Raw genomic sequence first — 15,907 nt, forward strand, 5'->3', positions numbered from 1 at the left:
ACGGCAGACCCTGTACCATCGCGCGATCCGGATATCGAGAGTGGCGGTAGTGCGCAGCGCGGTACTGATCCCCTGCTACAACGAAGCGCGCACGGTGGCCAAGGTCGTCGCCGATTTCCGCCGCGCGCTGCCGCAGGCCGACATCTGGGTGTTCGACAACGCCAGCACCGACGGCACCGCCGAACTGGCGCGCCAGGCCGGCGCGCAGGTGTACCGGGTGTCGGCCAAGGGCAAGGGCAACGTGGTGCGGGCGATGTTCCGCGAGGTCGAGGCCGACGTCTATCTGATGGTCGACGGCGACGACACTTATCCTGCCGACCACGCCGGCGAATTGCTCGAAGACATCATCGAAGGCCGCGCCGACATGGTCGTGGGCACGCGCCTGGAACAGCACGACAGCGCCTCGTTCCGGCGCTTCCACGGCTTCGGCAACAAGCTGGTGCGCTGGAGCATCGGCCGTTTGTTCGGTCAGCCGGTGCGCGACGTGCTTTCGGGTTACCGCGCGTTCTCGCGCCGCTTCGTCAAATCCATGCCGGTGCTCTCGCGCGGCTTCGAAATCGAAACCGAGATGACCGTGTTCGCGATGGCGAACGCCTTCGTGCTGAGCGAGCGCACCGTGCCTTACGGCGTGCGCCCGGAAGGCAGCGAATCCAAGCTCAGCACCTTCCGCGACGGTTTCCGCGTGCTGCGCACCATCGGTTTTCTCTACAAGGACCTGCGCCCGCTGCTGTTCTTCGGCAGCGCCGCATTGCTGGCCGGACTGGCCAGCCTGGGTTTCGGCGCCTTCGTGTTCCACGAGTTCAGCCTGACCGGCGAAGTCAGCCATCCCTCGACCGCGGTGCTCGCCGCGGCCTTGGCGCTGACCGCGTTCATCCTGCTCGCCACCGGATTGATCCTGGATACGGTGAATCGGCGCTCGAACGAAATCCTGCGGCTGATTACCGACCAAGTGGTGCATCGCAAGTCGGAGTAAGCCTCGCGCGTGTCGCGGTTCCGCGTGCGCAGAGCGGCGCCGTCGCGCGATCGAATCGCGACGACGGCCGGCGGTCATGCACCCATCACTGCAGCGGCGGCGAGTCCTATTTCCCCGCCACGCAAATCGGCGCGAACGGCGCGCGCGCCAGCGGGCACAGTTCGATCTCGGCCAGGCTGTCTGCGACCGGCAGGCAGGCGCCGCCGACGCTGAGGCCGTACAGCGCCATGCGTTCGGCGGCGGGGTGATCCACGCGCACCGGGCGCAGCAGCCACAACGGGCCGGGGTGGGTCGCGACGGTGCGCTCCACGCGTTCTTGCAGGCGCGTGCAGCGCTGCGGGTCCATGAAGTTGTTGCGGATCGCCATCGCCGGCACCTCGCGCGGCAGGAAGGCGACGGCGTGCGCGATCGGATTCTCGGTGCTGGTCAGCACGATGCTGCCCTGGGGCAAGGCCGGGAAGGTCACCTCGATCATCGGCGAGCGGAACGGGTCGCGGCCCCAGTTGGGATGCTTGGTCGGCGCGATCACCAGCACCATCGCGATCAGCATCGCGGTGCGGGTCCAGCGCTGGGCGAACAGCATCGACACGACGCCGACGATCAGCAGCGAGAACAGCAGTTCCAGCGGCATCAGGTAGCGGTAGATGCCGTAGAAGGTCAGCCAGGAGAAATAGCCGACCGCGACGAAGGCCAGCAGCGGCCAGCGCAGCGCGGCGGCGTTTTGCTCGGCGGCGATGAGTTCGGGATCGGCCTGCGCCGGGCCTGGAACGGCCTGCGCCGCCTCGATGCGGCGATCGCGGCGCAGCCACAGCCACGCCGCGAGCGCGCACAGGCCCAGCAGCACGCGCGGGTCGGCCAGCAGCGGTTCGGAGAAGTCGCGGCTGCGGCGCAGCAGGCGCAGCGGCGCGTCGAGGACCTCGACCGCGCTCTCGGGCAGATAGCGCTTATCGCGCCAGGAATCGGCGATGGTGTCGGGCGACAGGAACCATTGATTGAAATACGGGAACAGCGGATTGCCGTGGTGCTGCCACAGGTACCAGCCCCACGGCCCCCAGCACAGCGCGGCGGCGACGCCGCCGCCGACTGCCAGCGCGCCGATGCGCAGCGGCAGTTGCCGCACCGGCCCGGCCACCGCGGCCGCGGCGATGAAGCCCAGGCAATAGGTCACGCCGGTCAGCTTGAAGCCGGCGGCGGCGCCGGCCATCAGCCCGATCGGCAGCCAGGTCGCGACCGGCCCGCGCCGCTGCTGCGACTGCGCCAGCCACAGCAGCGCGCCGAGCATGAACGCGGCGACGATATGGTCGTTGAAGATCGCCGCCGTGCCCGGATAAACCGCCGCGCCGGTGATCGCCACGAAACCGGCGATCCAGGTGCGCGCGCGGCTGCGCTGCGCCGGCATCAGCGTGTCCAGCAGGCGCAGGCCGAAATACAGCGCCAGCAGGCTGGGAATCGCCAGCCAGATCGCGATCGGCACGCCGCCCAGGCCGGCGCGGACCATCAGCGCGAAGGGGATATCGACGATCGGGTTGTGCCAGCTCTGCAGCTGCGCCGGCGCGATGTCGCCCGCCAGCCGGCCTTCCAGCCATGCCAACGGCGTATACAGGTGATAGTTACGCAGATCCCAGTTCGCGTCCTGGCGCAGCGCGATGGTGGCGATCGCGGTGAAGAATAGGGCGACCAGCGCGGCGGTCCGCCGGGAAGCGCGCTCAGCGGGCATGCATAGTCCTGAGTAAGGCAGTTGGTAAGATTCGGCCCTGACGGGGGGCCCACGTCAAGCAACCGAATGTAAGGAAGGTTTCATACATGGCTCATGAGTCGATGAACCAGTTGCACATCGTCATTCTCGCCGCAGGCGAGGGCAAGCGCATGAAGTCGGCGACGGCCAAGGTGCTGCAGAAGATCGCCGGCCGGCCGATGCTGGCCCAGGTGATCGACACCGCGCGCGCGCTGCGCCCGGTTGGCATCCACGTCGTTTACGGCCACGGCGGCGAACAGGTGCGGCAGGCCTTCCAGGACCAGCCGGATCTGCATTGGGCCGAACAGGCGCAGCGCCTGGGCACCGGTCATGCCGTCCAGCAGGCGATGCCGGGCGTGCCGCAGGACGCGCGGGTGCTGGTGCTGTACGGCGATGTCCCGCTGATTACCGCGCAGACTTTGCAGTCGCTGCTGGACTCGCCGGGGCGTCTGGCGGTGTTGGTGGCCGACCTGGACGATCCCAGCGGCTACGGCCGCATCGTGCGCGATCCCGAAGGCCGGGTCGGCAGCATCGTCGAGCACAAGGACGCCAGCGAGGAACAGCGCGAGATCCGCACCGTCAACACCGGCATCCTGGTCGCCGACGGCGAACCGCTGCGGCGCTGGCTGGACCGGCTGGGCAACGACAACGCGCAGGGCGAGTACTACCTCACCGACGTGTTCGCCGCCGCCGCCGCCGAATACAGCCCGGCGGAAATGGTCCACGTGGCCGATCCGATCGAAGTCGAAGGCGCCAACGATCCCTGGCAGCTGGCCCAGCTAGAACGCGCGTACCAGCGCCGCGCCGCGCGTGCGCTGTGCGTGCAGGGAGCGCGCCTGGCCGATCCGGCGCGTTTCGACCAGCGCGGCGATGTCCGCGTCGGCCAGGACGTGGAGATCGATGTCGACGTCGTGCTGGAAGGCACGGTGGAACTCGGCGACGGCGTGATCATCGGGCCGTTCTGCCGGCTCAAGGACGTCAAGCTCGGCGCCGGCACCTTGGTGCGCGCGCATTGCGATCTCGACGGCGTGGTGGTCGAAGGCGCGGCGCAGATCGGCCCGTATTCGCGCCTGCGTCCGGGTACCGTGCTCGCCGACGGCGCGCACGTGGGCAATTTCGTCGAGACCAAGAACGCGAAGATCGGCGTGGGCAGCAAGGCCAACCATCTGACCTATCTGGGCGACGCGGTGATCGGCGCGGGCGTCAACGTCGGCGCCGGCACCATCACCTGCAATTACGACGGCGTGAACAAGTCGGTGACCACGATCGAGGACGGCGCTTTCATCGGCTCCAATTCCTCGCTGGTGGCGCCGGTGACGATCGGCAGCAACGCGACCATCGCCGCCGGCTCGGTCATCACCAAGCCGGCGCCGGCGGATCAGCTGACCGTGGCGCGCGCGCACCAGACCACGGTGGAAGGCTGGAAGCGGCCGGTCAAGAAAAAGCCGCAGGGCTGAGCGGCGGCGGGGCGCGAGGCTCCGGGCAAACCGTTCGTTGCGAAGACTCGGGACGCCGATCGGCGTCCCGAGTTTCTGATACGCCCCGGCGATGTCGCGGTGGGGCCGATCATCGAACACTTACGAACCGATGCCTTGCCTTTCGGCGAGCGCGATCAGGGAACGTAGGTCACCGTCTCGGTCGAGCCCACCTGCGCCTTGACGATCTGCGTGTAGTAGGCGGCGGCCGTGGTGGTGTCGAGGAAAGCGTTCGGCGCCCAGATCATCACGCCTTGATAGCCGTTGCTGGACACGCTGCCGGCGATCGTTCCGGCTTGCGAGGCCGAACTGAACTGCGGCGAGATGCCCAGGAACAGGTTGCTCTTCAGCATGCCGTAGCCGACATAGGGCGCGAGATAGCTGACGCTGCCGCCGTAGGTCATCTCATAGCCTTCGGTGAGCTGCGTGGCCGCGTTGGTGGGCGCGCTGAAATACTGCGAGTCCGACCACAGCGCCTTGCTCAAGGTCTTGCCGGAAAAATACGGGTTGGCGCGGATCGCCTTGAGCACGTTATAGAACGCGGTCGCGTTGCCGGAACAGGTGGAGTATTCGTCATCGACGCTGATGCCGTTGAGGTCGTACTTCACCACTTCGGCCACCATCGCGTTGCCGAGCTTGGTCGCGGCCTTGGTGGTCATGTTGCACGACCAGCCCGCGTTCTGGTGATTGCCCAGGTACGAGATCTGGACCTTGATCCCCTTCTGCTGCAACTCCCGCACGATGTCGATGTTGTCGTTCAGGATCGCGCTCATCTGCGAGTTGTAGTACAGCACGGGCGAGTTGGGCGTGCTGCCGTTGATGTTGGCGGCGAACAGCACCAGGTCGGAGAAGAACGGCTTGCCGGTGCTTGTGACGACATAGTGCCCGACGTCTTTCACGTCCTGCGGCGATGGATTGTTCAGGAATACGACGTTGCGCGCGCAAGCCGCGAAACTTGCAAGGAATGCCATTAGACCGGCGGCCAAAAGCGTAGATTTGCGAAGCATTGGCGAATCTCCTGTTCTGTTTTTTGGAAAAAACATTCGATTTGACGGGCGCGAACGTCCTGTCGCGATTGAGGTTCACGACCCTCCTGTCTAGAAACGGAGACGAAGGCCACTCCCCTACATCGACGATCGTAGATTCAATGCTTCGCGCGCGATGCGATCACGTGCGCAACTTCGCCGCGATACCAAGGGGCGCTTACCCGGCCATTGCGGCGAGGTGGATACGGGCGGCATCGCCCGCGACTGCGATGCAGTGAATGCACGGCGCCATCGCTTATCGATTGCGATATCGCGCAGGCCGCGCGTCGAACATCGCTGCATCGCCCATACGCAAAAAAAAGCGCTGCGCGCCGCGATCGAAACCGCGGCGCGCAGCGCGATGGATCGAACCTCCGCGATCGCGGAGGTTCGCCTTGCCTCAGCGCGTACCGCCGCCGGCCAGCAACTGCTCGCCGGTGAGCCAGTACGAATCGTCCGAGGCCAGGAACACCGCGATCGACGCGATGTCGTTGGGCTGGCCGATGCGGCCCAGCGGCGTCTGTCCGACCGCCCAGGTTTCGAAGTCCGAACCGATGAAGCCGGCCGACACCGTGCCCTCGGTTTCGATCATGCCCGGGTTGAGCGAATTGACCCGGATCTTGCGCGGGCCCAGTTCGCGCGAAAGCACGCCGGTGATCGCGTCCACCGCGCCCTTGGTGCCGGTGTAGACCGCGCTGTCGGCGGGCGTGATGCGGCTGACGACCGAGCCGATGTTGATGATGCTGGCGCCTTCGCCCAGATGCGGCGACGCCGCCTGGGTGGTCAGCAGCAGGCCGAGCACGTTGACGTTGAACTGCTGGTGGAAGTGTTCTTCCGTGATTTCCGCCAGCGGCGCGAACGCGTAGACACCGGAGTTGTTGACCAGGGTATCGAGACGGCCGAACTGCTTGATCGTGGCATCGACGATGGCCTTGGCGTCGGCGGCCTTGGACACGTCGCCCTGCACGGCGATGGCCTTGCCGCCGGCCGCTTCGATGGCCGCGACCACGGCGTCGGCGCCGGCCTTGCTGGAGGCGTAGTTGACCGCGACCGACGCGCCCTGCGCGGCCAGCGATTTGGCGATGGCCGCGCCGATGCCCTTGGATGCGCCGGTGACCAGGGCGACCTTGCCTGCGAGTTTGTTGCTCATGACGGTTGATTCCTGTGGGGGTGGGTGAAGTGGGGTTAAATTCCAATGGTTCAAAACATATGAACTATTGAACTAGAAATCAAGGGCCGATAAGATGGCGCCATGAAACCGCTGGTGCACCCCTCGATCGAGGACATCACCGTGGAGGGCGTTCTCCACGCACTGTCCGACCCCGTGCGCGCGGCGATCTATGCCCAGATCGCCGGGTCGGCCTGCGCCATGAACTGCTCGAACTTCCTGCAGATCAGCGACCGCGACATCCCCAAGTCCACGCTGTCCCTGCATTTTCGCGCCTTGCGCGAGGCCGGGTTGATCCGCAGCGAGCGCCGCGGGGTGGAGATGCACAACACCACGCGTTGCGCCGATATCGAACAGCGCTTCCCCGGATTGCTGCCGGCGATCCTGCAGGCGCACGCCGCGCAATCGGCCGAGCGCGCGCGCGCGGCCAAGCGCCGCCAGAGCGCGGCGAAAAAAGCCGGCTGATCAGGCGAAGGGGTGAGCGGCGCGGAGCGGTCCGCTCCGGCTCGCGATCAATCCGGCAACACCATCGACACGCACAGGCCGCCGCCGTCGCGATTGAGCAGGGCGATGCGGCCGCCGTGCGCTTCGGCGATCTCGCGCGCCAGCGCCAGTCCCAGGCCGGTGCCGTTGCGCTTGGTCGAATAGAACGGCAGCAGCGCGTTGGATAGCACCGCATCGTTCATGCCGGTGCCGCGATCGAGAATGTCGATGCGCCAGGCATCCTGCACTCGCCGCAACTGCAGCCGCACTTCATCGGCCGGCGATCCGGATTCGTGCGCGTTCTTGAGCAGATTGATCAGGCACTGTTCGAGCTGGGCCACGTCCACCCGCGCGATCGCGTCGCCCTGCACGCCGTCGTAGGCGAAATCCACCTGGCTGCGCAGTTGTTCGACGAAGCGCGACCATTCGATCGGCTCCAGCCGCGGCGAGGGCAGCTTGGCGAAACGCGCGTAGTCGCGGATGAAGCCTTCCAGATGGCGCGCGCGTTCTTCGATGGTCTTCAGGGCGGTCGGCAACCGTTCGTACTGGCCACGCCGCACCAGCTCGGCGCCGGAATGGGCGAGCGAGGCGATCGGCGCCAGCGAGTTGTTGAGCTCGTGGCTGATCACCCGGATCACTTTCTTCCAGGTCTGCACTTCCTGCCGGCGCAGTTCCGCGGTGAGCTGGCGCAGCAGCACCAGTTCGTGGGCGCGGCCGTTGAGACGGAAGATGCGCCGCGACAGGTGGTAGATCTCTTCGTTCTCGATATCGCCGACGCTGAACATGCCGTCGCCGCCGCGTTCGATGGCTTCCTGCATCGGCACCGGCGCGCGCGACAACAGCTCGCGGAAATCCTGCCCTTCCAGTCTGCGGCCTTCGCCGAGCATCTTGCGCGCGGCCAGATTGCCGTGGACGATGCGCCGCGACGGATCGACCAGCATCATCGCCACCGGCGTGTTCTGCACCATCGTGTCGAGCAGCAGTTCGCGCTGCACCAGACTCAGACGTTGTTCGCGCAGCGCGTCGCCCAGGCGGTTGTGGCTGGCGACCAGCTCGCCCAGATCGCCCTTGCCGGACCAGTTGAAGCTGATCGAATAATCGCCGTCGCGATAACTGGCGACCGAGCCGGCCAGGGCGCGGAACAGCGAATTCATCGGCGCGAACGCGCGCCGCACCTGATAGACCAGCAGCGGCGCCAGCACCGCCAGCACGATCGCCAACGCCAGCCACGGCCGCGCCAGATACTGCGACAGCCACAAGGTCGCCGCCGCGCCGACCGCGAGATAGGCCAGCGCGATCGCACTGAACACCAGACTCAAGGGTAGCCGGCGCATGATCGCTCCTCAGTCGCGCTTGATGCCGAGCCGTTCCAGGCGACGGTACAGCGCCTGGCGCGACAGCCCCAACTCGCTCGCGGCCTGGGCCAGCACGCCGCCGGCGCGTTCGAGCGCGGCTTCGATGCTGGCGCGGTCGAGTTCGTCGCCGCCGTTGCCGGCCGCGGCCGTCGGCGCGGGCGCCGCCGGCAGGCCGAGATCGGCCGCGCCGATGCTGTCGCCGCGCGCCAGCAACGCCGCGCGTTGCAAAGTGTTGCGCAGCTCGCGCACGTTGCCGGGCCAGTGATGGGCCAGCAGCGCGCGCTCGGCGTCTTCGCCCAGGCGCTTGCCGGCGGCCAGCGGGTTGTCGCGCAGGAAGAAGCGCGCCAGCGGCAACACGTCGTCGCGGCGGTCGGCCAGCGGCGGCAGATCGATCTGGATGGTGTTGAGGCGGTAATAAAGGTCTTCGCGAAAGCGGCCGTCGCGGATCATCGCCGGCAGATCGGCATTGGTCGCGCTGATCACCCGCACCTTGACCTGACGTTCGCGATTGGAACCCAGACGCTCGAAGCGGCCGGTTTCCAGCACGCGCAGCAGTTTCATCTGTCCGGCCGGTGGCAGGTTGCCGATTTCGTCCAGAAACAAGGTGCCGCCGTCGGCGGCTTCGAACTTGCCCTCGCGCATCTTGTTGGCGCCGGTGTAGGCGCCGGCATCCGCGCCGAATAGTTCCGCTTCGATCAGTTCGGTGGGCAGCGCGCCGCAGTTCAAGGTCACGAACGGGCCGGCCTTGACCGCGGAGTTGGCCTGGACGATCTCGGCGATCTTTTCCTTGCCGGCGCCGTTGGGCCCGGTGATCAGCACCGGCACGTCGGCGCGGGCGACATGGCAGGCCAACTCGATCACCCGCGCCAGCGGCTCGGAGCCGAACACCAGGCCGCGCAGGTCGTAGCGCGCTTCCAGTTCGCGATGAGCGCGGCGGCGTTGTTCGTGCAAGCGCGAGACTTCGCGCGTGCTGTTGCTCAGTTCGAGCAGGTTCTCGACGCTGGCGAGCAGCTTCTGATCGTCCCAGGGCTTGGCCAGGTAATCGGCGGCGCCGGCCTTGGCCAGATCCACCGCGATGTCCAGGTGCGTCCACGCGGTCAGCAGAATGATCGGCAGGTCCGGATAGCGCGCGCGGATCGCGCGGAACAGCCCCACGCCTTCTTCGCCGGAGGTGGTGTCGGCGGTGAAGTTCATGTCCTGCAGCACCAGGCCGATGTCCTCGCCGGCGAGCCGCTCCAGGCCTTCCTCGGGCGATTGCGCGGTGACCACCTGGATCTCGCGCAAACCGAACAGAAGATCCAGCGCGGTGCCGACCGCCGGGTTGTCGTCGATGACCAGGACCGTGCGCATCAGAGTTCCGTTGTGATGAAAGAGCGCAATGCCCGCGATTGCGCCGTGCCGAGTATGCCAGCGGCGAAGCGGGGCGGCGAATCGCCGGCGCGGCGGCGACGCCCGTCGCGATGGGCAAACAGGCCTCGCGCGCTCACGGTGCGCTTACTTCGCGGCCTTGGCCGCGGCGCCGCGCTGGGTCGCCGCGATCCACGCATCGATCCGCGTTTCCAGCTCGCGCAGCGGCAAGGCGCCGCCGCCGAGGATCTGGTCGTGGAAGACGCGGCGGTCGAAGCGCTTGCCCAGCTTGGCCTGCGCCCGCGCGCGCAGCTCGCGGATTTTCAGCTGACCCATCTTGTACGCCAGGGCTTGGCCGGGCCAGGCGATGTAGCGATCGGCCTCGGCCTGGATATTGGGTTCTTCCATGTCCGAGTGATCGCGCATCCACTGCACCATCTGCTCGCGGGTCCAGCGCTTGTAGTGGACGCCGGTGTCGAGCACCAGACGATTGGCGCGGATCAGTTCCTGCGAGAGCCGGCCGAAATCGCTGTACGGGTCCTGGTAGAACCCGACTTCCTTCCCCAGGTCTTCCGAATACAGGCCCCAGCCTTCGATGAAAGCGGTCTGGCCGAGCAGGGTGCGGAATTTCGGCAGCTCCGGCAGCGCGCGCGACATCGACAATTGCAGGTGATGGCCGGGCACGCCTTCGTGATAGGCGACCGCCTCGATGGTGGTCAGCAGGCGCTTTTCGGGTTCGCCGGTGTTGACCGTGATCAGGCCCGGCCGCTTGCCGTCCGGCGTGCCGGCCATGTACTGCGCGGCCGAGGCTTCCTTCTCGCGCCAGGCTTCCACCGACTGCACCTGCACCTGGGTGGTCGGCAGGGTGGCGAACAGTTCCGGCAGCTTGGTTTCCATCTTCGCCAGATACTCGCGATACAGATCGAGAATCTGCTCGCGCGAGGTCGCATGGCGTTTGGGATCGGCGGCGACGGCCTCGCGCATGGACTTCAGGTCGGCGTAGCCCAGCGTCTTCGCGATGCGAGTCTGCTCTTTCTCGATCCGGGTCACTTCGCTCAGGCCCAGCTGGTGAATCTTCTCGGGCGAGGTCGAGGAGGTGGTGAACTGCTCGATCGCATAGCGGTACAGGCCTTCGCCGCCGGGCAGCGACCACACGCCGTACTGCTCGCGGCCTTGCGGCGCGTATTCCTTGCTGACGAACTCGGCCAGCTGGCGATAGGCCGGACGCACCTGCTGATCGACCGCCTCCAGGATCTGCTTGCGCAGACGTTCGCGCTCGGCCGCCGGCACGCTGTCGGGGAATTTCTTCAGCGAGGCGGCGAACACGTTGTCCTCGCCGGCGGCGTCGGCGATGCCGTTGCACTGCGCGGCGACCTTGTCGAGCAGGTAGTGCGGCTGCATCAGCCCGTCCTTGGCGCCCTGCCGCGCGACTTGCGTGACCTGATCGAGGATGCGCGGAATCTCGCGCAGACGCTTGAGGTAGTCGTCGTACTGCTGGGTGTCGTTGAACGGGAAGGCCTTGACCATGATGGTCAGGATCAGGTGCGTGCCGTTGAACTGGTCCAGCGGCATTTCATGGATCTTGAGTGCGTAGCCCTGCAGATCGTTCTCCAGCCAGCGCACCATCAGCCGGTGATTGAGCAGATCGCTTTCCGGGAAACCGCGCGTGTCCACGGCCTTGAAGCGCGCCAGCAGCGCGCGCGTGGCCTCGTTGTGGCGCTGTGCGCCGGCCAGCGAGAAATCGCTCCAGGCATCGTTGTAACGGTAGTCGCCGAAGAAGCTGGCCTGCTCGGGCAGCTCGCGCATCAAGCCTTCCCACTGCTCGTCCACCAGCGCGTTGAAGGCTTTCAGGCGAGTAGCGACATCGGTGGCGCCGTCCTTGGCGCTGGCCGCGACGGCGGCGGGCGCGGCCGCGGACGGCTTCGCCGCGTGCGCGGCCGACAAACAGGCCGCGCCGATCAGCGCCGCGGACAGAACGGCGATGCGGGCAGGGGCGCGATGCGGGAACGAAGGGCTCATGGTGATCTCCGTAGTGTCGGTCGGGGACGAAGCCGGTCGCGTCGTCCCGATCCCGTCCGGTCGTCCGGACAGGGGGCAAGTAAACAGATACGGCGAAGGCGGCATCGGTGGCGCAGCTTGCCTGAATCCGCGCGGCGCCAGCAGCTGACTTTTGGGACAGGCGCGCGAGCGGCGATGTGAGATGTAACCGCGATGCGGCCGCGGCGAACGCCGCCCGCGACCGGGTCGGGGCCCGGCCGCGAGCGCGTCCGATCAGGCCGAACGCGTCGCCAGCGCCGGCGGCACCATCGCGGCGCGGCGCGCCGGCCCGTACACCGCGAACTGGCCCAGCAGCCACAGGCACAGCGCGCCCATCGGCAGGTACACGGCCGGCAGCCGCGGCAGTTCGTAATACTTCATCAGCGCCAGATTGATCGCGAACGCCAGCGCCATGCCCAGGACGATGCCGATGCTGGTCAGCAGGAAGTTCTCGGTCTGGAAGTAGCGCAGGATCTGCCCGCGGGTCGCGCCGAGCGCGCGCCGCACGCCGATCTGCTTGGTGCGTTGCTGGACCCAGAAGCTGGCCAGGCCGACGATGCCCAGCGCGGTCACGATCAGCAGGGCGATGCACACCGCGCTGAGCAGCCAGACCATCGATCGGTCGGTCTGCTTGTACTTGTCGCTCATGTGTTCGATGGTGTCGTTCTTCTCGCTGAGTATGCGCAGCGGTCCGTTCCTGGACAGGGCCTGGCTGGCGGCCTTGAATATTTCCTGGCGGCGTTCGGGATCCACGCGCAGCAGATACAGACCGTTGTTGTAGCTCATCTCGAACGGGTAGATCATCGAATTGCCGGCGGTGCTTAGGCCGTTGCTCTCGTTCGGGCGCAGCAGGTGCTCGACCACGCCGACCACCGGGATCGGATCGTCGCCCCAGGTATAGACGTTCTTCCCGATCGGGTCCTGCCCGGGGAACAGCTGCTCGGCCAGGGCGCGGCTGATGATCGTCGCGGGAATGGAGCTCTTCGCGTCGGGCTTGTTGAACTCATCGAAGTTGATGACTTCATCGGGCTTGAAGTTGCGCCCGGCCACCAACTTCAGGCCCAGGGTCTCGACGAATTGCGCATCGGCCATGTAGTTGGAGGCATTGGCCGTCGGCAACTTCTGTTCGGCGGTCAGGCGCACGCCGGTATTCCACGACGAATCGCCGTAGCGCACCTGATTGGAGACAGTCACGGCCTTGACGCCGGGCAGACCGCGCAGCATCGCCAGGTCGGAGCGGGTGAGCGCGGAGCTGTCGCCTTTTTCGTTGATGCCGTTGATCTCGATGCGCAGCAGTTCGTTCTCGACCATGCCGCTGGGCCGCTGCATGCGCGCGATGCGGCTCTGGATCAGGAACACGGCGTTGCAGATGATCGCGCAGGTCAGCGCGACCTCGAACACGATCAGCGCGGCGGCGGTCTTGTGCCGGCGCAACGTGGTCAGGATGGGAAGAATGTCCATGGGCGGCCTCACTGACTCTTGAGCTGGATCGCGGGCGTCACCTGGCAGGCGCGCCAGGCGGGCAGCAGCCCGGCCAGCACGCTCGCGACGACGGCGAGGACGAAGGTGGTGAACAACATGGTCGGATCGAGATGGGCCAGCGAGGCGTAGTTCACCGGTTGCTGGCGCACCGCCCACAAGCCGAACTGCGCCAACCCCAGCCCGAGCAATCCACCTGCCAGACCGACCGTGCCGGCTTCGACCAGACACTGGGCGAAGATCGCGCGCCGGGTCGCGCCGAGCGCGCGGCGCACGCCGATTTCGCCCGAGCGGCGCAGGAACTTGGCCAGCAGCAAACCGACGGTGTTGAGCAGGCATACCAGCAGGAAGCCGAACGCCAGCCACACTTGCAGGCGCACGTCGCTCGGCACCACCCCCTTGTAGTCCAGCCATTGCATCACGCTGTCGAGCCCGGGTTCGCCCGGACGCTCGAAGCGGCCGGCGCTGCGTTGCTGGGCGGCGTAGTTGCTGAGGTAACGGCGGTAGTCGGCGACTTTCTCCGGCGTGCGCAGCTCGACCCAGTACTGTATCCAGGCGCACTTGGCGTTGAGGCCGCGGCTGCCTTCGGCATCGTCGCCCGAACCCCAGCAATCGATGGTGCCTTGCGCGGTCATCTTCAGATCGCGCGTGGTCGAGAACGGCAGGAACAGTTTTTCCGGCTCGCCGAAGCCGCGCGTGATGCTGAGGTCGTAGAACGTCGGCTGCGGATTCCACTGCCTGGTCACGCCGATGATGCGGAACTCGGTCTTGTCCAGCCACAGCGACTTGCCGACGTTGTCGCCGCCGCCGAACAATTTCATGTTCAGATCCGGACCGATCACCGCCACACGCGCGCGGCCGGCGTCTTCTTCGGCGGTCCAGGCGCGGCCGTACTGCATCGGCACCTCGAACATCGGGAAGAAATCCGCCGAGGTGAAGCGCGTGTCCTGGCGGAACGGCGGCAAACCGTCGCGGCGCGGCTCGATGGCGACGCTGCCGCTGGTCATCATGGCCTGCCGGTCGGCGCGCTTTTCGCGCAACAAGGTTTCGGCATCGAAGCGGGTGACCAACTCGTGCGGCTTGTCGCCGGGGGTGTAGGTGTTCGCCGGCCGCGGATCGAAGCGCGGATAAAACAAGTGCTGGCTCTTGCCCGGCAGCGGATCTCCGGAGAGCACGTAGAACACGGTCAGCGTGGTCATGGCCGCGCCGATGCCGAGCGCGATGGCCAACACCATCAAGGTGGTCAGCACCATGTTGCGCTTGAAGCTGCGCAAGGCGAGTTGGACGTAATAGGCGAACTGGCTGTTGCCGGACATGTTCGCGACCTCAGGCGGTGGTGGTGTCGGCGGCCGCGGGCTCGGCCGACATCGGCGCGCGGATCAGACTGGGCTCGGCGCGGAAATCGGTCGCCATGCCATCGACGATGTGCACGTTGCGCTGCGCGCGCGCGGCCAGTTCCGGATCGTGGGTGACCATGATGATGGTGGTGCCCTGGGCGTTGATCTCTTCGAGCAGCTCCATCACCCCACGGGCCATCTGCGAGTCGAGGTTGCCGGTGGGTTCGTCGGCCAGCAGCAGGCGCGGCGAACCGGCCAGGGCGCGCGCGATCGCGGCGCGCTGCTGCTGGCCGCCGGACAGCTCGGTCGGGTAGTGGCGCATGCGCGAGCCCAGGCCGACCTGGGTCAGCGCCTGTTCGATGCGCTGCTTGCGTTCGGCCGCGGGCATGCGCCGGTAGCGCAGCGGCACGTCGCAGTTGTCGAACAGGTTGAGGTCGGGAATCAGGTTGAAGCTTTGGAAGATGAAGCCGATCTTCTGGTTGCGCAGACGCGAGCGGGCGTCGTCGGACAGGCCGCTGACGTCCTCGCCGTCGAGCTTGTATTCGCCGCCGCTGAAGGTTTCCAGCAGGCCGGCGATGTTGAGGAAGGTGGTCTTGCCCGAGCCCGACGGCCCGGTCACCGCGACGAACTCGCCGGTGCGCACGTGCAGATCCAGCGAGCGCAGGGCATGGGTTTCGACGAGTTCGGTGCGATAGACCTTGGTGACCTGGCGCATGTCGAGCATTGGAGAGTTTCCTTGCGGGGAATGGTGAATTTATTCGGATTCGTCGAGGCTGCGTTGTTTTTTGCTCGTCATTCCCGCGAAGGCGGAAATCCAGCGACTTCAAAGTTCTGCCTGGGTAAGTCGCTGGATCCCCGCCTTCGCGGGGATGACGAGCTAAAGCAGAAGCGGGAAGCGCATGGTCGAATCGATCACTCAGCGAACCGCAAACATCGGCAGCGCGCAAGCGGTCAGGTAACGGCCCAGACGGGAATTGCGGCGCGCCGCTTCGTTGTTGGCACTGCGGCCGTTGCCGGCATCGCGGGCTTGATCGAAATCGATCAGCTGATGCAGGCGCAGCGGGACCGCGTCGGCCAGCTGCTGGGCGTTCCACTGCGGGGCGAAGTCATAGGCGTTGTTGGCAGCGTTCATGATCGTTCTCGGTAGATAAGGGCGGTTCGAATGTGGGTGGGGCGAGCGTTCTGCGCCTGGCTCGTCATTCCCGCGAAAGCGGAACCCGTTTGCGCGGGAATGACGAGCTCAGGCGGCAGCGGGCCTGCGGGTCGCGCGGATCACTTAGCGAACCGCGAACATCGGCAGCGCGCAGGCGGTCAGGTAGCGGCCCAGACGGGAATTGCGGCGCACCGCTTCGCTGTTGGCGCTACGGGTGTTGTCGGCATCGCGGGCCTGATCGAAATCGATCAGCTGATGCAGGCGCAGCGGGACCGCGTCGGCCAGCTGCTGGGCGTTCCACTGCGGGGCGAAGTCGTAGGCGTTGTCGGCAGTGTTCATG

At 66.6% G+C, this 15,907-nt stretch carries 14 protein-coding genes; 3 read left to right on the forward strand and 11 right to left on the reverse strand.

Translation table 11 applies throughout. The features are described from left to right. Window positions 1–40: 40 nt before the first annotated feature. The gene (locus tag LG3211_RS03230; RefSeq protein ID WP_222837567.1) at window positions 41–973 is read left to right on the forward strand and encodes a glycosyltransferase; all 933 of its coding nucleotides are present in this window, start codon (window positions 41–43) and stop codon (window positions 971–973) included. A gap of 106 nt (window positions 974–1,079) precedes the next feature. Here LG3211_RS03230 and LG3211_RS03235 read toward each other — a convergent pair whose 3' ends face one another. Beyond that, window positions 1,080–2,690 (reverse strand): glycosyltransferase 87 family protein, encoded by a 1,611-nt coding sequence (locus tag LG3211_RS03235; RefSeq protein ID WP_057941569.1) that lies wholly within the window; start codon window positions 2,688–2,690, stop codon window positions 1,080–1,082. A 101-nt stretch (window positions 2,691–2,791) separates the two neighbouring features. Here LG3211_RS03235 and glmU point away from each other — a divergent pair, with 101 nt between their 5' ends. Beyond that, window positions 2,792–4,165: a bifunctional UDP-N-acetylglucosamine diphosphorylase/glucosamine-1-phosphate N-acetyltransferase GlmU gene (glmU, locus tag LG3211_RS03240; RefSeq protein WP_057941570.1), complete on the forward strand. Its 1,374-nt coding sequence runs from the start codon at window positions 2,792–2,794 to the stop codon at window positions 4,163–4,165. A 155-nt stretch (window positions 4,166–4,320) separates the two neighbouring features. Here the strand turns inward: glmU and LG3211_RS03245 are convergent, their stop codons facing one another. Then, window positions 4,321–5,154, reverse strand: a complete 834-nt coding sequence (locus tag LG3211_RS03245) for a glycoside hydrolase family 18 protein (protein ID WP_057941571.1) — start codon at window positions 5,152–5,154, stop codon at window positions 4,321–4,323. A 454-nt stretch (window positions 5,155–5,608) separates the two neighbouring features. After that, the gene (locus LG3211_RS03250) at window positions 5,609–6,358 is read right to left on the reverse strand and encodes a glucose 1-dehydrogenase (protein ID WP_057941572.1); all 750 of its coding nucleotides are present in this window, start codon (window positions 6,356–6,358) and stop codon (window positions 5,609–5,611) included. Window positions 6,359–6,460: 102 nt separating this feature from the next. On the opposite strand from LG3211_RS03250, the gene LG3211_RS03255 reads away from it, so the two are divergent. After that, window positions 6,461–6,841, forward strand: a complete 381-nt coding sequence (locus LG3211_RS03255) for an ArsR/SmtB family transcription factor (protein ID WP_057941573.1) — start codon at window positions 6,461–6,463, stop codon at window positions 6,839–6,841. A gap of 47 nt (window positions 6,842–6,888) precedes the next feature. Here the strand turns inward: LG3211_RS03255 and LG3211_RS03260 are convergent, their stop codons facing one another. The 8 genes from LG3211_RS03260 to LG3211_RS03295 form a co-directional block, all read right to left on the reverse strand. Then, a complete protein-coding gene (locus LG3211_RS03260) occupies window positions 6,889–8,193 on the reverse strand; it encodes a sensor histidine kinase (RefSeq protein WP_057941574.1) in 1,305 nt (434 codons plus the stop codon). 9 nt (window positions 8,194–8,202) lie between these two features. Next, window positions 8,203–9,564 carry a sigma-54-dependent transcriptional regulator gene (locus LG3211_RS03265; RefSeq protein WP_057941575.1) on the reverse strand — a complete coding sequence of 454 codons (1,362 nt, stop codon included), beginning with the start codon at window positions 9,562–9,564 and terminating at the stop codon, window positions 8,203–8,205. A gap of 144 nt (window positions 9,565–9,708) precedes the next feature. Then, window positions 9,709–11,580, reverse strand: coding sequence for a DUF885 domain-containing protein (locus LG3211_RS03270; protein WP_083512281.1), 1,872 nt, complete (start codon window positions 11,578–11,580; stop codon window positions 9,709–9,711). Window positions 11,581–11,832: 252 nt separating this feature from the next. After that, window positions 11,833–13,059: an ABC transporter permease gene (locus LG3211_RS03275; protein WP_057941576.1), complete on the reverse strand. Its 1,227-nt coding sequence runs from the start codon at window positions 13,057–13,059 to the stop codon at window positions 11,833–11,835. Between the two features lie 8 nt (window positions 13,060–13,067). Then, entirely contained in the window at window positions 13,068–14,393 is a 1,326-nt protein-coding gene (locus LG3211_RS03280) for an ABC transporter permease (RefSeq protein ID WP_057941577.1), read from the reverse strand. 10 nt (window positions 14,394–14,403) lie between these two features. After that, complete coding sequence (locus tag LG3211_RS03285; RefSeq protein ID WP_057941578.1) at window positions 14,404–15,138, reverse strand: ABC transporter ATP-binding protein; 735 nt, start codon at window positions 15,136–15,138, stop codon at window positions 14,404–14,406. 192 nt (window positions 15,139–15,330) lie between these two features. Then, window positions 15,331–15,546: a hypothetical protein gene (locus LG3211_RS03290; RefSeq protein ID WP_057941579.1), complete on the reverse strand. Its 216-nt coding sequence runs from the start codon at window positions 15,544–15,546 to the stop codon at window positions 15,331–15,333. 144 nt (window positions 15,547–15,690) lie between these two features. Beyond that, window positions 15,691–15,906: a hypothetical protein gene (locus LG3211_RS03295; RefSeq protein WP_148648723.1), complete on the reverse strand. Its 216-nt coding sequence runs from the start codon at window positions 15,904–15,906 to the stop codon at window positions 15,691–15,693. Window position 15,907 lies beyond the last annotated feature (1 nt).

The sequence above is a fragment of the Lysobacter gummosus genome (assembly GCF_001442805.1).
Lineage (GTDB): Bacteria > Pseudomonadota > Gammaproteobacteria > Xanthomonadales > Xanthomonadaceae > Lysobacter > Lysobacter gummosus.